Annotated in this window: 11 protein-coding genes; 4 read left to right on the top strand and 7 right to left on the bottom strand. The window is 59.8% G+C overall.

The annotated features are described in order from the left end of the window. The first annotated feature begins 28 nt into the window (after positions 1 to 28). Entirely contained in the window at positions 29 to 4,867 is a 4,839-nt protein-coding gene (locus tag CRN80_RS18855; RefSeq protein WP_098950782.1) for a neuraminidase-like domain-containing protein, read from the top strand. Continuing rightward, on the top strand, positions 4,864 to 9,438 hold the full coding sequence (locus tag CRN80_RS18850; protein WP_098950781.1) for a SpvB/TcaC N-terminal domain-containing protein: 4,575 nt from the start codon (positions 4,864 to 4,866) through the stop codon (positions 9,436 to 9,438). Before CRN80_RS18855 ends, CRN80_RS18850 begins: the two co-directional genes overlap by 4 nt. 39 nt (positions 9,439 to 9,477) lie before the next feature. On the opposite strand, the gene CRN80_RS18845 is transcribed toward CRN80_RS18850, so the two are convergent. The 4 genes from CRN80_RS18845 to CRN80_RS18830 form a co-directional block, all read right to left on the bottom strand. Next, the gene (locus tag CRN80_RS18845; protein WP_098950780.1) at positions 9,478 to 12,465 is read right to left on the bottom strand and encodes an RHS repeat-associated core domain-containing protein; all 2,988 of its coding nucleotides are present in this window, start codon (positions 12,463 to 12,465) and stop codon (positions 9,478 to 9,480) included. 205 nt (positions 12,466 to 12,670) lie between these two features. After that, positions 12,671 to 15,421: an RHS repeat-associated core domain-containing protein gene (locus CRN80_RS18840; RefSeq protein WP_098950779.1), complete on the bottom strand. Its 2,751-nt coding sequence runs from the start codon at positions 15,419 to 15,421 to the stop codon at positions 12,671 to 12,673. 145 nt (positions 15,422 to 15,566) lie between these two features. Beyond that, complete coding sequence (locus CRN80_RS18835; RefSeq protein ID WP_098950778.1) at positions 15,567 to 15,860, bottom strand: BolA family transcriptional regulator; 294 nt, start codon at positions 15,858 to 15,860, stop codon at positions 15,567 to 15,569. Between the two features lie 6 nt (positions 15,861 to 15,866). After that, positions 15,867 to 16,385, bottom strand: a complete 519-nt coding sequence (locus tag CRN80_RS18830; RefSeq protein ID WP_014719258.1) for a DUF2059 domain-containing protein — start codon at positions 16,383 to 16,385, stop codon at positions 15,867 to 15,869. Positions 16,386 to 16,581: 196 nt separating this feature from the next. Between CRN80_RS18830 and CRN80_RS18825 the strand changes: the two genes are divergently transcribed. Beyond that, the gene (locus CRN80_RS18825; protein ID WP_032896037.1) at positions 16,582 to 17,964 is read left to right on the top strand and encodes a class II fumarate hydratase; all 1,383 of its coding nucleotides are present in this window, start codon (positions 16,582 to 16,584) and stop codon (positions 17,962 to 17,964) included. Here CRN80_RS18825 and CRN80_RS18820 read toward each other — a convergent pair whose 3' ends face one another. The 3 genes from CRN80_RS18820 to pap form a co-directional block, all read right to left on the bottom strand. Continuing rightward, the gene (locus CRN80_RS18820) at positions 17,965 to 18,921 is read right to left on the bottom strand and encodes a DMT family transporter (RefSeq protein WP_032896036.1); all 957 of its coding nucleotides are present in this window, start codon (positions 18,919 to 18,921) and stop codon (positions 17,965 to 17,967) included. It abuts the gene before it with no gap. Between the two features lie 692 nt (positions 18,922 to 19,613). Next, the gene (locus CRN80_RS18810) at positions 19,614 to 20,798 is read right to left on the bottom strand and encodes a thiolase family protein (protein WP_098950777.1); all 1,185 of its coding nucleotides are present in this window, start codon (positions 20,796 to 20,798) and stop codon (positions 19,614 to 19,616) included. Between the two features lie 199 nt (positions 20,799 to 20,997). Further along, a complete protein-coding gene (gene pap / locus CRN80_RS18805) occupies positions 20,998 to 22,512 on the bottom strand; it encodes a polyphosphate:AMP phosphotransferase (protein ID WP_032896033.1) in 1,515 nt (504 codons plus the stop codon). A 154-nt stretch (positions 22,513 to 22,666) separates the two neighbouring features. Here pap and mnmC point away from each other — a divergent pair, with 154 nt between their 5' ends. Then, positions 22,667 to 24,667 (top strand): bifunctional tRNA (5-methylaminomethyl-2-thiouridine)(34)-methyltransferase MnmD/FAD-dependent 5-carboxymethylaminomethyl-2-thiouridine(34) oxidoreductase MnmC, encoded by a 2,001-nt coding sequence (gene mnmC / locus CRN80_RS18800; RefSeq protein WP_098950776.1) that lies wholly within the window; start codon positions 22,667 to 22,669, stop codon positions 24,665 to 24,667. Positions 24,668 to 24,764: the final 97 nt, after the last annotated feature.

The raw sequence follows: 24,764 nt of genomic DNA, 5'->3' as shown, positions 1-24,764 counted from the left end.
TCACATTCGACCTGTTCAAGGATTGATCATGTCTCACTCGCTTAATCAACAGCTCAATGAAAGCCTGCGCGACGCCATGCTCGCGTACTACCTGACCTACAAGGTACCTACCGACTTAAAGGAAAAGATCACCCTTGCCGACGACCTTTACGAATACTGGCTGCTCGACGTACAAGTCAGCCAAGCCGTACCGACCAGTCCGGTAGCCTGTGCCATCTCCAGCCTGCAGCAGTACATCACGCGCATCCAGCTCGGCCTGGAACCTGGCTATGAAAAGCAGGGCATGACCGCACCACAAGACAAATTATGGCGCGAACAGTTACACACCTACGCACTCTGGAACGCCAACCAGCAGTTGCACTATCACCCCGCCAACTACTTGGACCCGACATTACGGCGTGACAAAACCGACAGCTTTGAGCAGTTGGAAAACGACCTGAGCCAGTATCGAATCCAAGCGGATACCGTCACCACGGCGGTTCAGAATTACCTGGCCAGGTTCGAGGAAACCGCCAACATACGCACGATCAACGGTTATATCGACGCCGATGTGGGCAACCTGTATAGCGGCATCTATTACTTCGTCGGTAAATCGAGCTCGGCAAACACCTATTACTGGCGCTCCCTCGACCTGTCCAAGCGCGCTGGTTCGGTACTTTTCCAGGACGCCTGGTCAGACTGGGAGAACATCAACTTGTCGGTGTCTGACGCCACCGCCGAGCAAAGTATCCGGCCGGTGTATTTCAATAACCGGCTATTTTTCATCTGGGCCGAATGCATCAAACCCGCCCCCACCAGTTCCGTCCCACCGGCGCAAACAAATTCAGAGGAAAAAAAACAGCTGGCCGAATGGATCAACAGCCGCTACGTCAAGTTTCGCCTCAATTTTTCTTATAAAAAGCACGATGGCAGTTGGAGCGCACCCAAAGCGTGTATTGAGGAGCACTGTGCCACCGAAGACGTCAACGCATTGACCTCTGCCTTCCTGAAAACCATTACACAGACAGTGGCTATCGTCGACAGTAACGGCCCCCCTGTCCTATTTTTAAGTGTCCTGGCCACCAGCCGTAAAGACCCCAAACAGCAGGAGAATTTTATTGGCAAATTTTTCCAGGCTGTCCACATCGATCAGTCCTTCAATATCACCACCATCGCCGATGGCGGCAGCCCCGAGCGCTACAGCGTGCTGCCCGGCTCACAGGTGGAGGAGGAGATAAACCGGCTCCTGGAACACTTCGATCCGTCGCAGAAGAAAAAAGTGCAGGCTGTGGTTCAAGGCGAAGATCAAAGCGTGAGTGGATACTACAGCGAATTGCTGCCTGACACCGCTCGGCAATACCTCACGTTCTTTGCTCATAAAAACCAAGACAATTTGCAGTTCAAGGTAATGTCCCCAAACAAACACTCGATTTCCCCCATAGAGGAAACAATTACCGAAAACAACGACCATTGGAACTTTGAAAAAAATCGAGAAAAAATAAAAACCCCTGACGCCAGTGACGTCTCTTTTGATTCAAACACCAATGAACTCGTATTTACTTCCACCCTCAATGGCAATTTCCGGCAATCGTACAGTGTCACACTAACAAAAGCAGCGCCTAAAAATATCCGCATCGTACTGATAGTAGACGACGCTCTGGATGATCCGACAGCCACTCAGCTTAAACTGACCAGCGGCTCTCAAATTACCGGCCCAACTGACACGTTAAAAACTGATTTTTACGCTCTTTATTTTAAAAACACGGCCACGCATGATGAGTTCCCCAACGCTGTCCATACCGCGAGCGGGTTACTCATCGTCGCTCAGCCCAAAGACAAAGACACAGACACCATCTCGCTAGAAGATCATTACATCGATAAGAATGCGTTCATCAGCTTATATACAAGTACAGAAAATTCCATCCAGGTCGCCATTGATCGCTACAGTAAATACACAGACGCAGACGCAGACAAAAAGACGTCACTGCACTCACAAAATACGTTAACTATCAAAAGGCCCAACGTGAGCACCTCTGATTTGCGTGCCTACAAGCACATTATTATGAGAGCCAACTTTAAAGACTATCCATTCACCGAAAAAATCAATGCCAACTCACATAAAATCACCAACTATCAGGACGCTGTCCACGAAAGCCTCACCGGATCAACTCCCGAATTACCCACCGGGCATCGGGTCACGGCGCGTATTCCAGTGACCACGAAGGAAATAACGTCGGGCATCACCTTGATACACGGAGTGATGACGCTTGAGCCTACCAAAGAAGGCGACTCCACAATTCTCGGGTATAGCCTGAAAGCGACCACCTTGAAGTTGGCCGATTCCACCTCTGGCACACTGCTCACTCAACAACTGGCGCCGATGATCAAAAGGCTGACATCTGAAACACTCGGCACCGCCGAATTTATTGATTTCCCAACGAACACCTCTACCCCGCCTGCCGACACCCCGCTGCGCATTCGCATGAATACCTGTTTTGCCGGCAAGCTGGTCAAGGAGGCCAATGTCAGCCTTGAGCATTTGTTTTCGTTAACGCCCAAAACGTGGCAAGAACCTCCACTCACGCCAAGTGGCGCGGCAGACGACATTGACTTTAACGGGGCTCACGGCAAGTACTTCTGGGAGCTGTTCCTGTACGTGCCCTGGCTGGTTGCCCACCGCCTGAATCAGGAGCAGCAGTATGTCGAAGCCCAAGCCTGGCTCAAATACATCTTCGACCCAAGGCGGTTGGCCGACAAGGCCAGCGAACGCCCTGCATTCTGGGGGTTCAACGAGCTCGTTCGTACAGGTCCGCTCGAAGGTTGCGTCAGCCACGACCCACACAAACTGGCGATTCGCTCACCGGTGCATTTTCGCAAAGCAATCTACCTGTTTTATCTCGATATACTGCTTAATCGTGGCGATGCCGCTTATCGGCAGCTCACCCCCGACAGCCTGACCCAAGCCAAACTCTGGTACACGCGAGCCAATCACTTTCTGGGGCCACGCCCCCGCGTCACCACCACTGAACCGTGGGATGAAATCACCCTCGAAAGTTTGACGACGACGCGCTCTAAAGCCCTGGAAAAACTGGAGCAGGAAAACCCACCCATCAATGTCACCCCTGCGACCGAAGGCGCCGCACTGGCTTCGCTCACGGACACCGATAATCTGTGCCTACCCTTCAATACCGAGCTGGTAGCGCGCTGGGACAAGCTCGAAAGTCGCCTGCATAACCTACGGTACAATCTCGACATCACCGGCAAACCCTTGCGCCTGTCGCTGTACGCAACTCCACTTTCACCGCTCAAACTGTTGGCCAGCCGCAACAGCGGTGCCTTCGGCGCAGGCGGCGCGGCGCCGTTCATTGACGCGCAAGTCGGCCATTATCGCTTCCAGATCATGCAGGGCCACGCACTCACGGCAACCGAGGCGGTGATTCAATTCGGCAACACGATGCTGAGCCTGATTGAGCGCAAGGAACAGACTGAATACCTGGAGTTGCAGCAACAACAAGCCTGGGACTTGGCCAATATCGTCGTAACCCAGCAACACCAGGCATTGTTGCTCGACGAGAAAAACCGCCAGGCACTCGGCGCCAGTCGGAGCATGATCGAATCGCGGATGCGCCACTACGAACACCTGCTCACCGAAGGCATCAGCCCCGCAGAAGCGCATGCAGGCCAACTCTATCTGATCAGTAGCGGATTCGAGACCGCAGGTTCCGCCGCCGCTGCAGGGGCCGGCATCGCGATGATAGCGCCGAACATCTTCGGTACAAGTACCGGCGGGTCGCGCTGGGAAGGCCCGTTCTATGCAGCCCAGGCCTTGGCCCAAGGCGTCGCGACGGCGTTGCGCGGCACTGCCGCAGACCTGGACCGCTCCCAGCAATTCAACCGCCGGGAGCAAGAATGGGCGCATGCCCAGGATCAGGCCCGACTCGAACTGGCCCAGGTCGACGCCCAGTTACAAGCCTATGCCGAGCAGGAAAACGCCACGCGCCTGCAATTACGCCTGGCCGAGACCTCCCTGGCCCAGGCCTGGTCGAACTACCAATTGCTGGCCAAGCGTTTTACCAGGGCACAGCTGTATGACTGGCTCAACGCACAACTGAGCAAGTTCTACTATCAGGTTTATGACCTGAGCCTTTCCCTGTGCTGCACCGCACAAGCGTGCTGGCAGTACGAAGTCGCAGACTATGCGAGCACGTTTATCCAGCCCGGTGCCTGGAACAACAACTACCGCGGTTACCTGGCGGGTGAGGCGCTGAAGCTGTCGCTGTTGAAGATGAATGCGGCCTATTTGAACCATAACGTCCGGGACCTGGAGATCGTCAAGACCATCTCCCTGCGTCATCGCATGATCGATTGCAAAGTCACCACGCCCACAACCGGCACAACCGGCACTCAATCATCGAGTACGCAAAACAAATGGGCCGAGCATAAACGACAACTGGTCGATACCGGCACGCTGTGCTTCATGTTGTCCGAGGTTCTGTTTGAAGAGGATTACCCCAACCACATCCTGCGGCGAATAAAAGGCATCAGCGTGTCGTTGCCCGCGACGCTAGGCCCCTATGAGGACATTAAGGCGATACTGACCCAGACCCACAACGAAATCGTATTGCCCACAGGCGAGCGGCGCCGCGACATGCGTGCCCATCAGCAAATCGCACTGTCCACCGGACTGGATGACAACGGCCTGTTCACCCTCAACTTCGAGAGCAACGATCGCTACTTGCCTTTCGAATACACCGGGGCCATCTCCAACTGGACCTTGGAGTTCCCCAATCACAACCTGCAAAAAGCCGTACTCGAATCGATCAACGATATCGTCATCCACCTGCGTTACACCGCTAGGGTGCCGACGGTCAGCGGGGGCAAGGCATGAACGACGATACGCTCAACCTCCAGGTCAATACCCCGGCCCTGCCAAAAGGCGGCGGTGCCATTCAAGGCACGGGTAAGGGCTGGGGCGATATCGGCTCCAGTGGTACGGCAAGCTTTGAGATTCCCTTGCCGATCTCTCCCGCGCGCGGCTACGCACCCGCCATGTCGCTGACCTACCGAAGCGGCGCCGGTAACGGCCCCTTCGGATTGGGTTGGGAGGTTGCCCTGCCGGCCGTCAGCCGGCGTACCTCCCATGGCGTGCCGGCCTACACGGAGCACGACGTACTGGTGGGCCCCGACGCGCAAATATGGCTACCCGAGCGCGACGCTGAAGGGACGATCGTCAGCCGTTCCACGTCCTCTTTTAATGGTTTGCCACTGACCATCGCCTACACGGCCACCCGGTATTTCCCCAGGGTCCAGAGCCACTTCGACCGTATCGAACACTGGCAAACGGCAACCGACACGGCGGGTTTCTGGTTGATACAGAGTGCCGATGGCAGCCAGCACTTTTACGGAAAAACCTCGCTGGCCCGGATTGCCGACCCGGACCAGACGCACCATGTGGCGCAGTGGTTGTTGCAGGAAAGCCTGAATGCCCACGGCGAGCACATTTATTATCACTACACAAAAGAAACCGACAACGCGCGCTATCCCAGGGATTGTCGTGCCCGGCATTACCTGGAAAGTGTCTGCTACGGCAACTCCACCGCCAGGGAGCAAGAGCAGCTGTATCTGTGGCAGACCGAGGATGAACCGGACGTAGGCTGGCACTTCCAATTGCTTTTTGATTATGGCGAACGCTCCCTTGATCTGGAACAGCGGCCCACGTATCAGAAAACTCAGCAATGGCCTGTGCGACCCGATCCCTGCTCGGATTTTGCCTTTGGCTTCGAGTTACGCACCCTGCGCCGCTGCAGCCAGATTCTGATGTTTCACCACTTCCCTAAAGAAAAAAAAATGGGCCTCGACCCCGTGCTGTCCAAGCGCCTGCTACTGCAATACCACACATCCAGCCATGTCAGCCTGTTAAGTGGGGTGCATGAGCAAGCCTTCGACAGCGCGGGCAATAGCGTGAGCCGCCCGCCGCTGGAGTGCCTTTATCAGTCGAGCCAACTCAACGTCGACCCGAGCCGCTACCAGGCATTTGGTGCATTTCCCAAGCTGCATGACGGCGCTCGTTATCAACTGGTGGATCTGTATGGCGAAGGCTTGCCCGGTGTGTTGTATCGCGCAGATAAAAGCTGGTATTACCGCGAACCGCAGCGGCCGCAAAACCCGCAAACCCGCGACCAGGTGAGCTACGGCGCGGCCGTGGAATTAACGCGGGTGCCGGTCGCCGACAGCACTCGCCCCCTCCATCAGGCGCTGGCCGATGTGGATGGCGACGGCCGTTTGGAATGGCAGGTGGCCGGGCCCGGGATGAACGGATTTTTCAGCCTGGACGAACAGCGCAACTGGTCAGCCTATACACCGTTCGATGCATTTCCCTCGGAGTTCTTCCACCCCCAGGGCATGCTTGCTGACTTGATGGGGACAGGTCGTCATGACTTTACGATGATCGGCCCGCGCAGCGTGCGCCTGTATGAAAATCGCCGAGCATCCGGCTTCGCCCCCGCCATCGAGGTACCGCACACGCCCGACGATGGCCTGCCGATCATTTCCGCCTCGCCCAACGAACTGGTGGCGTTCAGCGATGTACTCGCCACAGGCCAACAGCATCTGGTGCGTATCCGGCATAACGAAGTGAAATGTTGGCCGAACCTGGGTCGCGGCCGTTTTGCCCAGGGGTTTGTATTGGCCACATTGCCGTTGCGTTATCAAACGTTCAACGCGGCGCATGTACTGCTCGTCGACCTCAATGGCGGCGGTGCCGCAGACTTGCTGTATTTGAGCACCACTCATCTGAGTATTTTCCTCAACAAAGGCGGCAACGGCTTCGAGACAAAGGCGATCAACGTGCCGTGGCCAGAAGGCGTGCAGTACGACGACCACTGCCAGGTCAGCATTATCGACGTGCTCGGCCTGGGCTGTCCGAGCCTGATCCTGACCGCCGCCCACCAGACCCCCATCCATTGGCGCTACGACTTTTACAGCCAGAAGCCCTGGCTGCTCATACGCACCGACAACAACATGGGCGCTCAGGCTTCGATCAAATATCGCAGCAGTGCCCAGGAGTGGCTGGACGAAAAACGCGAGCTGCATGCCAAGGGCCAGCCTGCGATCAGCCAGTTACCCTTTGCGCTGCTGCTGGTCAGCCAACAAGCCCAACGGGACGAGATTACCGGCAACCAGTTGACCCAGCGCGTGAGTTATCGCCAGGCTTATTACGACCGCGTGGACCGTGAGTTTCGTGGCTTTGGGCTGTTGCTGCAAACCGACACCGACAGCCGCAAGGACGCCCCCCATACGCAGGGTTCCAGCGCACCCTTGCTCAGCAAAACCTGGTTTCATACCGGGCGATCCCTTGACATGCCCAGCCTCGACCAGAGCACTCATGACCCGCACGCCAAGGCTCTCGGCCGCACGCTGGTCAGCCGCTACAGGGGGACGGTTCAGGCAGAGCCGCTGGAGCATCATGACGACTTGATCAGCGACCCCGCACCGACGCTGGCACGCGAGGTGGCCCGTGCACTCAGTGGCAGGGTGCTGCGGGTCGAGCTGATGGCGGCGGAGCCGGCGCAAGGCGTCGTGCCCTACTCAGTTCACCACCAGCGGTATCTGGTCCGCGAACTCGCGCCGGCCAGTGCCCATACCCCTTACGCCCGGTTGCTGCCATTAGCCCTGGAGTCGATCAGCTATCAATATGAAGGCGTGAAAGACGATCCCCTCTGCCAGCACCAGATCAATCTGCGCTGGGATGCCTATGGTTACCTGGTGCATGGCGTGTCCCTGCATTATGCCCGCCGTAGCACCGCCGACAGCCCGCCGCCCGCCGTGCTGGTGGATGAGCACCAGCAGCGCTGGTGGCGCGACACCCATGACAACGCGCAACAGTTCTATTACCTGAGCGAAACGCTGGCGCAGCCTATTCATCTGGACGACGCACAGCAGTGGTGCCTGGGCTTGCCCTACCGCCAACGAGACAACGCCCTGGTGCTCGGCAAGGCACCGGCGCCTGGCGGGCTGGACCCTGCGCGTATCACCTATGAGGTGTTCATCGACACCCACGACGGGCCACTGGCCGCTGGGGCCAGGCGCACACTGAGCGGCTTGTCGGTGCAGCACTACCGTCAGGCCGGTGGCTTGGGTAAAACCCTGGAACCAGGCGTCGCCACTGCCCAGGCATTGACTGACTACCTGGAAACCGCCGAGCTGGATGACCAGGCCCTGAGCGCCTACAACGACATCCCGGCCATGCCCAACCAACCCAAGGTGGACCTGGTGCAAAAGCTCACCGACAGCGGCTATCACACCATGGAGCTGTTTTTTCTCTTCGACGGCGAGGCGCCGCTCAAGGAAAACCGCCTGTGGTCGATTCGCCGGCATTTTCCCCGCTATGGCAAGGCCACCCAGTTTTATCGGATAAGGGCGCTGCGGGCCACCGAGGCCCATGGCGAAACAACGCTCAACTATGACCCCTATACGTTGCAAACCGTGCGCGTAAAAATGCCCGACGGTTGTGTGACCACGGCCGAATACGACTATCAAGTGATGCTGCCGATAAAAGTCGTCGACCCCAATGGCACTGTTCAAGAAGCGCTTTATGACGGTTTTGGGCAGTTGCTCGCCAGCACGTTTTACGGCAGTGAACAAGGCATCAGAGTGGGTTTCGCTGCCCTGGAAAGCTACCGCACGCTCAACAATGTGACGCCCGAATTAGCCATCGAACAGGCGCAAAGCGTGTTGCAAGACATGGCCAGCGCGCACTGCTACGCGCCGTTCAGTTGGATGGGCAGCATCGACTTGGCCGTGGTCAAGCCTGAGTGGGTCACCAAGAACTATCTGCTCCCCAGCGGGCATATCCGCATGAGCGCGCGGGCGCGTCTGAGTGGTGGTCGCCAGCCCCTCGGCGACAGCGAAAAACAACTCAAGGCGTTGATCGATAAGGCCAGCCGCGTGCCGGTACACGGGCTCATGTCGCAAGCCGACCGCTACCCCGGCGATGCCGACCAACAGGTTCGCATAACCCTGACCTGCTGGGACGGCTTCGGCCGCTCGTTACAGACCAAGCAAAAGACCGAACCAGGCAAGGCCTATGCAGTGGACGACAAGGGCAACCTGCTGGTCGACGAGGTGGCGGATGCATCCGGCACCTTGAGCAAACAGCTGCGCCAAGTGGATGCCGACCCCCGCTGGCGCGTCAGCGAGCGTGTCGAATACAACAACAAGGGCTTGGTCATACGTGCCTATCGCCCCTATTTCGCCAATAGCCACACCTACGTCAATGATCACTCCATGCGTGAGCTGGGCCACAGCGACCGGCAATTGTATGACCCCCTCGGACGCCCGACGCAGACGTTCACTGCGGGGGGATTCATGCGGCGTACCACCTATTGGGCCTGGTACACCGTCAATGAGGACGAAAACGACACCCATGAAGAGCTGAACGCAAGCCAAACTACTGACTGAAGAACCATGGGCCGCGGCGCCGGCCCATTCATCTTCTCCTCAGGATCGCCGGGCTGCGCCCCAGCGCGAGGCCAAAGTTGTATACCCGCGCCGGGCAAACGTTACGAAAAAGCCGCGCCATTCGGTCAGTGATGCAATCACGCCGCGGGCCGCCATGACAATCGTTCGAGTGGTCCGGCTTTGTGCGGCCTGGGGCAGGCCCGTCAGCGCAACGGCCAATGCCTCGACACCGGACGCGGCCCAATGCGTCCACACCTGATTGAACATTCGGCTCAACCCACCGTGTATCGTCGCGGCAGGGTCCGGCAGTTGCAGGGTCTGGCCATGGGGGTCGTGGGCAGCGGTCAGGTGACCGCCGCGAATCATCGTTCCCACCGCCCCGTCGTAGGCTTCTATTGCAGGTGAGACATTGGGTTGCATCAGCGCAGGCACTTGCCCGCCATAAACAGCATTGGCCACGGTAGCGAGGGCATAGGCCGCCGTCGTTCCGGCGGTACGCGTGACCCTGCCGCTCAGGGGCGTGCTGCCCCAGGAGATGCCAGTACCGTGCCCACGCAAGACTTGCTGCACCAGTTCCCTGGAGAGCGCGCGAACATGCCCGCCCAAACGCTGAACCGCCACCGGGTCCCAGCTGTGCTCGGCTTGATCACCTATCGAGTCGCCATACATGGCATAACCCATACCTGCGGCACCTGCAAAAACAGCACCGATCTGTGGCGCATAGTGCGTCCAGTTACCGACGATACCGGTGCTCATATGTGCCGAGGACACGGCATCAAGCACCGCAACGCTAATGCGCAAAATCTGGTTGCGTTGCGCCGTGGGCTGCAGGTTGCTGAAGATCGCCAGATCGACGCCCGTCGCGATTGCATTGGCGATATAGGTGGATAATCCATCGCGAATCGCGGCCGACGAGGCTGCTTGTATCCTGGGGCGCATAACCCGCCCTACATTCGCGAGCCTGCGACTGACGGAAAGCCTGCGTATTTGTTTGTCCTGCGGCTCCTCCAAAGCCGGTGTGGCGGCCAGCCCTTGCACATCGACCTGGGTGACTGGGTTACCGCCAACCATGGCGTACAGATTCAAGCCATCGGCATCGCCGGTCGGGTCCGGGCTGATCCAGCGGCATAACCACGGCGCGTAATACCTGAAGCCGTAGTAAGACAGCCCACTGGCATCGCGCTCCTTGCCCGAATAACGGATGAACCTGTAACTCGCCTCGCTGGAGCTTTTCGCCGCCCACCACGCGGTCCCGCCGTAAGGGTAATAACTTTCCTGGCTGAGCAGTTGCGCCTGCTCGCCCAACTCCAGGCTGCTGCTGCCCAAGTGGTCCGACAAGCCGTAACGGATCTGCGCCTCTTGGCGCCCTCCCGAAGGGTGGCGATCCCAAAGCAGGATGCGCACCGTGGTCGTACCGGCATCAAGGTTGAGTACATTCAGTTGCTCACCCGTTGCGCTGTCATGCCGAATTTCCAGCCCCGGCAAGTAGCGCACCTGGGCCGTATGCACCACGCCCCTGGCCTGGGAGACCCTGCGTTTGAGGATGCGCTGGCCCGTGGCATCGTAGGCGTAGCGTTCTTCATCGTCATTGCCGCCCTCGCGTCGCACCTGCGTGAGGCGCACCAGTTGATTGCGCACATCCCAGCTCATCTTGTGATCACCTGCCAACGCTTGCAGATTGCCGTTGCGGTCAAAGCCCTGGCCCAACCCCGGCGCGGTCTTGCCATCAGCCTGCGGCAAAAAATGATTGCTGCCCGCGGCCACGCTCATCTGCCGCGTGAAGCCGGCGCCGCTGCTGGGCACATGTTGCAACTTGAGCAAATTGCCGGCGGCGTCATAGTAAAATCGCTGGGTGTAGCGACGCCATACGCTGTCGTCAGTCGAGCCAAACGTCACATTCGCCGGCAACGCCGGGCCTCCCGTGTTACCGGCGGTTTCGCGGCCAGTGGCTTTGGTCAGTTGCGATAACGAGTCGTACTCATAGAGGCTGGCCGAACTGATTCGGGTGTTGCTGGACCATTGCGTCGGCTGGGCAAGGTCGTCGATCCGCACGATGTTGCCAACGCCGTCATAGTCGTAGCGCAGGTCTTGCAACGCTGCGCCCAGTTGTGCGGGTAGATGGGCAGTCATTTGCAGCAAGCGACCGTCAAACTCACGGTATTGCATGGCACGCACCACGCCGTTGCCGGCGCGTTCGCTGAGCACCTGACCCGCTGCGTTGTAGTCCCGCTGGCCCAGCACCTGCGTACGCACGCCGCCCTTGGGCGTCACAACAATACTCGCCGGTTGGCCATCAATGCCGTAGGCATAGTCAAAGCGATTGCCCTTGGCGTCCGTGTGATGCAGGCGCTCACCCAGCGCGTTAAACCCAATGGATGTCTGGAACCTCTCGGGCTCCAGGCGCACCTCGCGTTGTGCAGCGGGCTGCGGCCAATCCAGCGCGGCATCCGCCTGCCGAAAGCGTCGGGTCTGCTGAGCAACTTCTGCGTGCAGCCCATACCGCTCGTGGAACAACGAGCCGCCGCCGTCATCGTGGCGAACCACCCGGCCACAGCGGTTGCGCGCAGCCTCCTCATCCGAGGACACGGCATAGGCAAGACGCTCGACGCACAACGCTTGCTCGTCACTGGCCGCCTGCTCGAAGACGGCGATCGGCCGCAGATATTGATCATAGTGATGAGCCTGGTGAGCACCCCGCCCATCCCATTCTTCGAGTAAATGCCCGGCTTCCCCCATCAGCGTCAGTCGCCAGCCGGCATCCACGCTGTGGGTGCGCAACGCTTGTCCACCAAGGCTATAGACCGTGCGTTGATTAGGCGCGGTGTCGGGTTGTGAGCGTGACAACTGCAACAGACGTGGGTCCCATTGTTCAATCATCAAGCCTGTACTGCCAAAGACCTGGCGATGAATGCGCACCTGCGGTTCATCCTCCGCGCTTGAGGGGTGGTAATTGACGTTACGAACAATTAACCCACGTGGGTCGACTGCGACCAGGGACGGTGTGTTTCGATGGATGGAAGCAGACATGATCTCAAGACCTTATTGCTGAATAAGTAGTCCTGAAAGCCTAGGGACGGGGGGGCGAGAAAGGTGGTGCAGGAGGATGCTTTTGTGTGTCCGGGTACTGGCATCGCCCCGCCCCGCTCACGCGGGTCGAGGCGGCGCTCTTGAAGATCAAATGTGGCAGGGGCCCGCTCCCATAGGGTATGTGCTCACAGGCCGAGGCGTTTGGTCAGCGTGCCGCCCGCCCTGATACCCCGGGACGCCGCGGGGTGTAGCGACGCCAAGCAGACGCGTTTGACTCCCAAGGCGCGTCGACCCGTTGTTGGTTTTGATAGAACCTCACGCGGCCTGCCAGTTGCGTCCTGTGCCGATAGAGCCAGCGCAGCTCGGAAGCCGTAGCAGATACCCCCTGCTTGCTGATGACGGCTCCTATGTCCAAATTGTCGAGAGCGAAATGGACCACCGCCGCACTGTGCAAGCTGGTCAAGGTTTCCAAAGCGGATTTGCTGCTTCGAGTGACGATCTTTTGCTGGATGGTCAAAAGGTCTGTGCCAATGTATTGGTGAGCCGTCGCTACAAGTGAATATTTGCCTGCGCCAAGATCACTGACAAACTTCCTGGCGAATTGCTGGTTGCAGGCAGTTGACGTACACCCTGAGTACTTCAAAACAATGCCCTCGTAAAACGGCCGGACGCCGACCGAAAGCTGCTCAATGAGCTCAGCCTTGAGTTCGTTAGCTTTCGCTGGATCGTCTGGGTTTTGCGTCAAATCTCTGAAGAGGTCCGCATTCGCGTTGCGAAAAGCAGAGAAGGCGCGAACGGGAGACGCCAGCCCGGCAGTCCAGCGCTGCAGTTCCGCGCCTGAAAAATAGGCCACCATCGCATCCCCTCGCGCACTCAGCTTCGACCAGAAACTCCTGTAGGCAGTAATTGTGGCGGCCAGGCCGAAAATGATATCCCCTCGACTGGGCTGGAATTGCTCGCCAAACGTCGTTTGCGTGCCACCGGCATCCCTGAACCCCACGGGATTGCCCCGGACCATCGCATACAGGTTCAAGCCGTCCACATCGTCCATCGGGTCCGGGCTGATCCAACGCTGCAACCACGGCGCGTAATAACGGGCGCCGTAGTAATACAAGCCCGTGGCATCGCGCTCCGTGTCTGAGTAACGACGAACCTTGTGGTCCCCCCGAACATTATTGCTGGTTGCCCACCACGCCGTTGCGCCATAAGGATAGTAATGCTCCTGGCTCAACAACCGAGCCTGTTCGTCCAGTTCCAGCGCACAGCTCTTGAGGTGATCCAGAACGCTGAATCGCAACTGATGGGCGCTCATCTCGCGGGGCTTACCCGACTCCCATTGCACCACGGTGACTCGCCCACCGCCCGTATCGATGTCCAGCACATTGAAGCGCTGTGTGCTTTGCTTGTGGACCTGCAGGCCTGGCAGGTAATAGGTTCCCTGGGTGTAGGGTTTTGTACGCGCTTCGCGGCTGCGCACCTTGAGTGCGCGCAGGCCTTGACTGTCATACAGGTAACTCTCCACATCCGGGTCACCGTTCTCACGCTGTACCTGGGTGGTGTAGGTCAATTGGTTGCGCACATCCCAGACGGCCTGCTGTACGCCGTCGAGCGACAACTGATTGCCATTGGCATCGAACGCTTCATCCCATTGAACCTGCCGCCCTTGCACCGCAGGCACGGCGCGGTTGCTGAACGCAGCCACCTGCATTTCGCGGGTATAGCCTGTGCCGCTGGAGGGCACGTGTCGAAGGCGCGTCAGATTGCCCGCCGCATCATAGGCATAATGCTGGGTGTAATTGCGCCAGAGCCCCCGATCCGTCGCCCCGAACTGCACCGCGGTCGGGAACTTCTGGCCGCCAGTGTTGGCGCTGTTTTCCCGGCCGCTGGCCTGGATCAACTGATAAAGCGTGTCGTACTGGTATCGACTGATTGCGTCGATCCGGGCGTTGCTGTGCCATTGCGTCGGCTGGACCAGATCGCTAAGACTGAGAATGTTGCCCACTGGGTCGTATTCATAAACAAGCTGCTGCAACGGCGCGGCGGCCTGCCCTTTACGATAGACCTTAAGTTCCAGCAACCGGCCATCTTGCTCGCAATAACGGGCGACTTTAGTGACATCATTACCCGCCCGCTCGGACACGATCTGGCCGCCGGCATTATAAGCGCGCTGATCCATTAACACCTGGCGCTCGCCATCCTTCAACGTCAGCGCCACTTCCGCCGGCCAGCCCTGTTGCCCATAGCGCCACTGTTGGCGGTTGTCCTTGGCGTCGGTCTGCTCAAGCAGTGCACCCAATGCATCGTAACGCCAGGTAGTGGTATAGGCCTGGCGTTCCACTAGCAGATCTTGGGCCTCGTCGCTTTGTGGCCAGTCGACCAGCGCGGTGTCGGCGCGAAACCGCCTGGTTTGCTTGATGACGCGTTGATCGATCCCGTACGCCTCCATCAGCAGAACGCCTGCCGGGTCCGAATGCCGAATCAGCCGTGCGCAGCGATTACCGACGGCCTCGGCAGGGACTGCGGGCGCGTACGTCATACGCTCGACACAACGGGGTGACGAGTCCTCTGCCGATTGTTCGAACACCGCCACAGGGCGCAGCGAACGGTCATAGTGAAACGCTTGATGGGCGCCACGCGAGTCCCAGCTATGCAGGCGCTGCCGCGCTGCGCCGTGCAAGATCAGGCGCCAGCCGGCATCCGCACTCAGAGTACGCACGGCCTCGCCGGAGAGGCTATAAAGGTTCGATTGCGCCGCCACCCCGGTCGAGCCTAGGGCGAACTGACGTGGGTCCCACTGTTCCAGTAAGAAACCACTGGCCCCAAACACTTGGCGATTGACGCGCGGCTGTGGGGAGTGCGCAAGCGTTGCGCGGTGATACTGCACAGTGCGCACGGCTAACCCGCGAGGGTCAATGGCCGTCAAGGTAGGTGTATTTCGATGAAGAGCGTTAGACATGAATTCATGACCTGTTTGCACTAAGGTCAAAAAATCCTAGAGGTCTCGGCATTGGGAAGGGGGTATTGAAGACGGCCTTTTGTAACCAGATCCTGATAGCACCTATCGAGACCAGCAGGCTGGCACCTGCCGGTCTCAAAGGTTTTCAGTGCCCGCCGGCGCAGGTCGGCGAGGCCGGGGCTGCGTCGATTGTCACCCACTCTTCAGGCGTGTAGGTATGCAGCGCCAGCGCATGGAACTCGCTCATCAGGCTACCCAGGGTGGCGTAGACCTTCTGGTGGCGCTTGACGCGGTTGAGCCCCGCGAACTGCTTACTGACCAGCACGGCCTTGAAGTGGGTCTGCAACCCACGGCTGTGCATGTGGCTTTCATCCAGCACGCTCAAATGTTCCGGGGCCAGGGCGGCAAGGGCCGTTTCGATACGCTGTTGCATGGTCATTCCTGCTTACTTCTTCTTGGCCGGTGCGGCGGCTTTGGGCGCCAGCTCGTTGGTCATGTCTTCCAACAGCTTGTTCACCACCGGTACGGCGCTTTCCAGCTTGGCCTGGGTCATCTGGGCCGATTGCTGGGTCAGCTGGGGCATTTTTTCCAGGACTTTCTTACCCAGTGGCGACTGGTAGAAGGCTACAAGGTCCTTGAGTTCGGATTCGCTGAAGTTGGTGGTGTAGAGCTTGACCATGTCTGGCTTGAGCTTCGGCCAGCCGATGGCCTGGTCCAGAGCGGCGTTGGCCTTGGCCTGGTAGCTGTCCAGTACGGACTGCTTGGCGGCAGGCGCCTTGGTCTGTTCGAAACGCTGGGCGAACATTTGCTGCACTTGCATGTACACCGGGGTCCCCAGCTTGTCAGCATGGGCCAGGGTAAGGAAGGCTTCGGCACTGGCGTTGTGGCTGGCGGTATCGGCAAGAACCTGGCCGCTGGCGCAAACCAGAGCAACCGCGGTACAGATGGCACGAAGACGAGTCATCGAGTTTCCTTTTCTAGCAGGCGAGGTAAGACCCCAAGGGCGACCATTCTGCGCCTAAAAAACCTCTCGGCTCAACCCCACCTCTTGGCAAGCCCCGGTTTCACGGGGCGCGGTGACACAAAAGCGCTTTTAGGGAACCCACGCTGGCCGCCAGGGCCTAAACTGACCAATCACGACAGCATAAGGAGGGTGACCGATGAGCCGTATCGAAACCGACAGCCTGGGGGAAGTACAGGTCCCTGATGACGCCTATTGGGGCGCGCAAACCCAACGTTCGCTGGTCAATTTCGCGATTGGCGAGCAGCGCATGCCGCTGGCGGTATTGCATGCCCTGGCCTTGATCAAGAAGGCTGCGGCACGGGTCAACGACCGTAACGGCGACCTGCCCGCCGATATCGCCCGCCTGATCGAGCAGGCGGCCGACGAGGTCCTGGACGGCCAGCATGACGACCAGTTCCCGCTGGTGGTCTGGCAGACCGGCAGTGGTACCCAGAGCAACATGAACGCCAACGAAGTGATCGCCGGCCGCGCCAACGAGTTGGCCGGCAACAACCGAGGCGGCAAGAGCCCGGTGCACCCCAACGATCACGTCAACCGTTCCCAGAGTTCCAACGACTGCTTCCCCACCGCCATGAGCATTGCCGCGGTGCAAGCGGTGAACAAGCAACTGCTGCCGGCGATCGCGACGCTGTCCGGCGGCCTCGCAGAATTGGCCGCTCGGCATATGAAGCTGGTCAAAACCGGGCGTACCCACATGATGGACGCTACGCCAATCACCTTCGGCCAGGAGCTGTCGGCGTTTATCGCCCAACTCGATTACGCCGAGCGGGCAATCCGCAGCGCCCTGCCCGCGGTGTGCGAGCTGGCCCAGGGCGGTACCGCCGTCGGCACCGGCCTCAATGCACCCCATGGTTTTGGCGAGGCGATTGCCTCCGAACTGGCCGCGTTGTCGGGCTTGCCTTTTGTAACCGCGCCGAACAAATTCGCCGCCCTCTCCGGCCACGAGCCGCTGGTGACCCTGCACGGCGCGCTGAAAACCCTGGCCGTGGCGCTGATGAAGATCGCCAATGACCTGCGCCTGCTGGGTTCCGGCCCTCGCGCCGGGCTGGCCGAAGTCAAGTTGCCGGCCAACGAACCGGGCAGTTCGATCATGCCGGGCAAGGTCAACCCCACCCAATGCGAAGCGCTGTCGATGCTAGCCTGCCAGGTGCTGGGCAATGACGTGACCATCGGCATGGCCGCCAGCCAGGGGCACTTGCAGTTGAACGTGTACAAACCGGTGATCATCCACAACCTACTGGAGTCGATCCGCCTGCTGGCCGATGGCTGCAACAACTTCCAGGAGCATTGCATTGCCGGCCTCGAACCCGACGCCGAGCAAATGGCCCAACACCTGGAACGCGGGCTGATGCTGGTTACTGCGCTGAACCCGCATATCGGCTACGACAAGTCGGCCGAGATCGCCAAGAAGGCTTACGCCGAAGGCCTGACACTGCGCGAGGCCGCACTGGAGCTGGGCTACCTCACCGATGCCGAGTTCGACCAGTGGGTACGCCCGGAAAACATGCTGGGTAGCTGACTACACCGCCGTACGCAGCCGCCGGGCCTTGAGCCCGGCGAGCAGCGAAGGCGCCAGCGCCACGGTCGCCGACCCCAGCACCACCACCAAGGCGCCGAAATACCCCAGGGCATTGATCTGCTCAGCCTGCACATAGTCCGGCCACAACCACGCCGCCACGGCCACGGCCACAAAGGTCACCAAAGGCGTCAACGCCAGGGTCGCACTGACCCGCGACGCTTCCCAATGCGCCAAGGCTTCGGCAAATGCGCCGTAGGCCACCAGGGTATTCATGCAGCACGCCAACAACAGCCAGCCTTGCAGCGAGCTCAACTGCAACGCCTCCAGCGGATGTGCCCAGGGCGTGAGCAACAGCGCACACGACAGATAGATCACCATCATCACCTGCAGCGAATTCCACACCGTCAGCAACTGCTTCTGCCCCAGTGCATAAAACACCCAGATGGTGGTGGCGAGCAGGATCGTCAGCACACCGGCGGTGTAAGTACCCATGGACGTCAGCAACTCCACCAGGCGTTGGTTGAAGAACAAGCCAAAGCCTGCGATCAACACCACCAACCCGATAACTTGCCCCAGGCTAAAGCGCTCCTTGAACACAAACACACTGGCAACCATCAAAAAGATCGGCCCCATCTGCACCACCAACTGCGCCGTGCCTGGGCTGAGCATCTTCAGGCCCACCAGGTACAGCACGTAGTTGCCCACCAGGCCACACACCGCCATGCCCACCAGCCAACCACCCTTGGGGCCAAGCACTTTGCGGCTGGGCAGGCGTTTGGTAGCGGCCAGGTAAACGAACAGGCAAGTGCCCGCTACCATGAGGCGAAACCAAGTCACGGTGATCGGGTCCATCACCTGCAATACTTGCTTGAGCTTGATCGGAAGAATGCCCCACAGAAACGCGGTCAGCAGGGTCAGGAAAAAACCATAGACCCAGCGGCCGGAAGAAATGTGCATGAGAGCCCCAGATGCCAGAGGAAGTGGAGCAGGCATTCTAGGGGCAAGTCACTGAATTGGGATACGTCACAGTTTTGAATGTGGGAGCTGACTTGCCTGCGATGGCCATAGGTATCCACACAACGCTGTCGCGATCAACGGTAACCACGATGCGAAGCGAGCCGCTCTTGATCTTGATCTGCTTGTGATCTTGATCTTAAGCGCCCCGTTAAACCACGCTGGCCGAACGCAGGCTTGAATTCGTGGGTAACCCGGCAGGACGCCGGGTTAGCCGCCCCGCGCCATGGATGGCGCGTGGCGGCGGCCCACGGATTCAAGCCTGTGTTCGGGCACACCGAGCCCAAGCGAGGTGCCGAGTGGTGGGGCAAGAGCCCTTTGGTTACTTTGGGGCTTTTCCAAAGTGACCCGCCGTCAGGGCGGAACCCTAAGTGGCCGTTACCTAAATAACGGATATGTACCCGGTCCAACTGTGTTGACTGTCAGGCCGCCTTCGCGAGCAAGCCCGCTCCCACAGGTTGATCGTGGGGTGCCAGGTAGATAGGTGGCGGCTGGTAGGCCGTCATCGCAGGCAAGCCAGCTCCCACAGTTGGATTGTGGGGTGTCAGGGAGAGAAGTGTCGGCTGGCAGGCCGTTATCGCAGGCAAGCCAGCTCCCACATTAGCCCTCCCACAATGGTGCTATTCCAACCTGAGTCAGCGCACGGCTTCGAAAAGCCCGGTGGCTCCCATCCCGCCCCCCACGCACATAGTGACAATCCCATACCGCAGATTGCGCCGTTGCAACTCCCGCACCAAATGCCCCACCTGCCGCGAACCGGTCATGCCAAACGGATGCCCAATGGAAATCGAACCCCCGTTGACGTTGTACTTGGCGTTATCAATCTCCAGACGATTACGCGCGTAGAGGCACTGGGAAGCAAAAGCCTCATTGAGTTCCCACAGGTCGATGTCCGCTACCTGCAAGCCCTTGGCCTTGAGCAACTTGGGCACCGAGAACACCGGGCCAATGCCCATTTCATCCGGCTCGCAACCAGCCACGGTAAAACCACGGAAGAACGCCTTGGGCTTGAGCCCCAGTTCCAGGGCTTTTTCCAGGCTCATCACCAGGGTCATCGACGCACCGTCGGAAAGCTGCGAGGAGTTACCTGCCGTCACCGAGCCATCCTCGGCAAATACCGGCTTCAAGCCGCTGAGGCTGGCCAGGGTGGTGTCCGGGCGGTTGCAGTCATCCCGGTCGACCACGCCATCCAGGATCTGTACCGCGCCAGTGTTCTTGTCCTCGACCTTGTACTTGACCGCCATCGGCACGATTTCATCGTTGAACAAGCCATCAGCCTGGGCCTTTGCGGTGCGCTGCTGGCTTTGCAGCGCATAAAGGTCCTGCTCTTCGCGGCTGACGTGATAGCGCCGCGCAACGATTTCGGCGGTCTGTCCCATGGGGAAGTAAATGCCCGGCACCTGTTCTTTAAGCAGCGGGTTGATCAGGTTATCGGTGTTGACGCTCTTCATGGTCAGGCTGATGGACTCCACGCCACCGGCAACAATGATGTCGCTACAGCCCGAAGCGATCTGATTGGCGGCAATGGCAATCGCCTGCAAGCCCGAGGAACAGAAACGATTGAGGGTCATGCCCGCCGTACCGGTGCCCAGTTGCGAGAGTACCGCCACGTTACGCCCGATGTTATAGCCCTGGGCGCCTTCGTTGGAGCCGGCACCGACGATGCAGTCTTCCACCGTCGCCGGGTCGACGCCGTTGCGGGCCAGCAGCGCATTGACACAATGGGCCGCCATGTCATCGGGACGGGTCTGGTTGAACTTGCCGCGAAAGGATTTGGCCAGGCCGGTTCGCACGCTGTCGACGATCACTACTTCACGCATGGGCTACCTCGATCTTGTGGTTGTGGATCGAGGATAGAGCCATGCCTGGCCGACAGCGATGATCATTCACTGCGTGGATACAAAAGCATGGAGCCTCTGTAGGAGCGAGCTTGCTCGCGAAGAACTAATAGGCGCCGCGTTCACTCAGGAAGCACGCGTTATCGTTGACGTTTTTCGCGAGCAAGCTCGCTCCTACAGGCTATTTCTTTTTCTTCTTGTCGTGCTTGTCGCTTTTATCAAACGCTTCTTCCAGCGCACGGTTGATGGTGCGCAGCACCTTGACCCGCGCCCAGCGCTTGTCATTGGCTTCTACCAGGGTCCAGGGCGCCACCTCGGTGCTGGTGCGGTCAACCATGTCGCCCACCGCCGCACGGTAGTCGTCCCACTTGTCGCGGTTGCGCCAGTCGTCTTCGGTGATCTTGAAGCGTTTGAAGGGGATCTCCTCTCGGGCCTGGAAGCGCTCCAGCTGCGTCTCCTTGTCGATGGCCAGCCAGAACTTGACCACAATCACCCCCGCATCGCGCAGTTGCTCTTCAAAGTCATTGATCTCGCCATAGGCGCGCATCCAGTCCGCCGGGGTGCAAAAGCCTTCGATACGCTCCACCAGCACGCGGCCGTACCAGGAGCGGTCAAACACGGTGAACATGCCGCGCGCCGGGATTTTCTGCCAGAACCGCCATAGATACGGCTGGGCCCGTTCGTCTTCGCTGGGCGCGGCAATCGGCACGATGTGGTACTGGCGCGGGTCCAGTGCCGCCGCCACACGACGGATCGCCCCGCCCTTGCCCGCCGCATCGTTGCCCTCGAACACGCTTACCAGGGCGTGCTTGCGCATGCGTTTGTCGCGCATCAGGCCAGAGAAGCGTGCCTGTTCGGTAATCAGTTGTTCTTCGTAATCGTCCTTGTCCAGGCGCAGGGTCATGTCGAGGCTGTCGAGCAGGCTCTTGCGGTCCACCGAGGCCAGCAACGGCGCCGGGTTCATGCCGCTGGCCTTAACCTTGGCCTGCTTCAGCGCACTTTGCAGCCCATCGAGCAGGATCTTGCCCACGGTCAGCCCACGGTAATGGGGGTCGACGCCTTCGATCACATGCCACGGCGCGTAATCGCGGCTGGTGCGGCGCAGCACCCGCTCACCGAAATGCACGAACTTGTCGTAGGTCTTGGACTGCTGCCAGTCCAGCGGGCTGATGCGCCAGCTGTGCAGCGGGTCGTCGGCCAAGGCCTTGAGGCGCGCCTTCATCTGTTTTTTGGACAGGTGGAACCAGAACTTGAAGATCAGTGCACCTTCATCGCAGAGCATCTTTTCCAGGCGCTCGGCGCCGGCGATGGCCTGGTCCAGGCGCGCATCCTTGATCTGCCCATGCACGCGGCCTTGCAGCATCTGGCTGTACCAGTTGCCGAAGAAAATACCCATGCGGCCCTTGGCCGGCAGTTGCCGCCAGTAGCGCCAGGCCGGCGGGCGCGCCAGTTCTTCGTCGGTCTGCTGGTCGAAGGTGCGCACTTCGATCAGGCGCGGGTCCATCCATTCATTGAGCAGCTTGACGGTTTCACCCTTGCCCGCGCCCTCGATGCCGTTGATCAGGATGATCACCGGGAAGCGCTTCTGCTGTTGCAGCTCATACTGAACCTCCAGCAAGGCTTCACGCAGGGCCGGCACTTCGGCGTCGTAGGTGTCTTTGTCGATGGCGTGACCGATTTCGGCGGATTCGAACATGGGCAGCTCCGTTTCAAGATGGCTCAAGACTAGCGGATTGGGCCACGACACGCGCAAGGAAATACACGCCACTCTTGCCATGGGTCAATTCAACGCCTGTTGATCGGCTAGAATGGCCGCCTTGTCTTTGCCCGCTTTCATTTTATGAGCCGCCATGAACCCCATCACCCACGCCCAGCTCGACTGGGATGACCAAGGCCGCCCGCATTCGCGGGTGTTCGACGATGTGTATTTCTCCGACCAGTCTGGCCTGGAAGAAACCCGCTACGTGTTCCTGGAGCAGAACCGCTTGCAGGAACGCTTCGCCGCCTTGCCGGCAGGTGGGCGCCTGGTGATTGGTGAGACCGGCTTCGGCACCGGCTTGAATTTCCTCTGCGCCTGGCAGTTGTTCCAACAGCACGCGGTGGCCGGTGCGCGGCTGCACTTTGTCAGCGTGGAGAAATACCCCCTCAGCCACGCCGACCTGCAACGCGCCCTCGCCCTCTGGCCCGAACTGCAACCGTTGGCCGAGCAACTGCTGGCGCACTACATTGCCATCCACCAGGGCTTCCAGCGCCTGGTACTGGACAACGGCCGCGTGACCCTGACCCTGTTGATCGGCGATGCGCTGGAACAGTTGCCGCAACTGGACGCCCAAATCGATGCGTGGTTTCTCGACGGGTTCGCCCCGGCGAAAAACCCCGACATGTGGACCGCCGAGCTGTTCGCCGAACTGGCACGCCTGGCGGCACCGGGCTCGACCATCAGCACCTTCACCAGCACCGGCTGGGTACGGCGGTTGATCAATGCCGCCGGGTTCAAGATGAAACGCACGCCGGGCATCGGGCATAAATGGGAGATCCTGCGTGGGGAGTTTGTCGGTTGGCCCGAGGACGCTCCCGCGCCGGCCCCACGTAAACCCTGGTTCGCCCGGCCTCCCGCCATCGAGGGTGAACGTCGCGCCCTGGTCATCGGCGGCGGCTTGGCCGGCTGTGCGACCGCCGCCAGCCTCGCCGCCCGTGGCTGGCGTGTCAGCCTGCTGGAGCGCCATGCCGGCCTGGCACAGGAAGCTTCGGGCAACCCACAGGGTGTGTTGTACCTCAAGCTTTCGGCCCATGGCACGGCCTTGTCCCAACTGATACTCAGCGGTTTTGGCCACACCCGGCGTCTGCTGGAACACTTGCACCGAGGCGTCGATTGGGACGGCTGTGGCGTGTTGCAGCTGGCGTTTGATGCCAAGGAGAGCCAGCGTCAGGCTCAATTGGCACACGCCTTCGCTCCAGATCTGCTGCACCTGCTGGACCGCGAGCAGGCGCAGCACAAGGCGGGAATCGAACTGGCCCACGGCGGGTTGTTTTTCCCACAGGGCGGTTGGGTGCATCCACCCGCGCTGTGCCAGTGGCAGGCGAAACATCCCCTGATTGAAGTGCTCACCCACCACGAGGCACTGGAACTGCACCGGCTCGACGACCAATGGCAAGCCCGCGCCGGTGACCGCGTACTGGCCAGCGCCGGTGTCGTGGTGCTCGCCGGGGCTGCGGAGATCAAGCGTTTCCCCTTCAGTGCTGACATACCGCTCAAGCGCATCCGTGGGCAGATCACGCGGCTGGCGCAAACCCCGGCAAGTAAGGCCCTGGCCACTGTCGTCTGTGCCGAGGGCTACGTCGCACCGGCTCGGCTTGGCGAACACACCCTGGGCGCCAGTTTTGACTTCACCAATCAGGACCTCACGCCCACGCCGGCCGAACACCACGGCAACCTGCAGATGCTGGGTGAGATTTCTACCGACCTGCTGCAGCGCCTGGGTGCTGATCGCTTGGCGCCCGAACAGCTGGAGGGGCGTGCCGCGTTTCGTTGTACCAGCCCTGACTACTTGCCCATCGTTGGGCCACTGGCTGACCATGCGGCGTTTGAGCAGGCTTATGCGGTACTGGGCAAAGACGCCCGGCAAGTGCCGCAAACGCCATGCCCGTGGCTGCCGGGTCTGTTTCTCAATAGCGGCCATGGCTCGCGTGGATTGATCACTGCGCCGTTGTGCGGCGAACTGCTGGCTGCGTGGCTGAGTGATGAGCCCCTGCCAGTGCCAACCAGCGTAGCCGAGGCTTGCCACCCCAACCGCTTTGCCCTGCGGGCTCTGGTTCGAGGCCAAGCCGCGCCTCGCAAAGAGACCGATTGATGGCAAAGTGATTAGCGGCCTTATAACTTATCGGTCTAAAACTCCACGCATAGCACTGGGTCAGTTTCTGGGTACGCGCCCTTTTGGGCGTATTGAG

This window comes from Pseudomonas sp. FDAARGOS_380 (assembly GCF_002591235.1).
Lineage (GTDB): Bacteria > Pseudomonadota > Gammaproteobacteria > Pseudomonadales > Pseudomonadaceae > Aquipseudomonas > Aquipseudomonas salmasensis.
The sequence above is the reverse complement of the archived record's forward strand: the minus strand, read 5'-3'. Positions and strand labels throughout refer to the sequence as shown.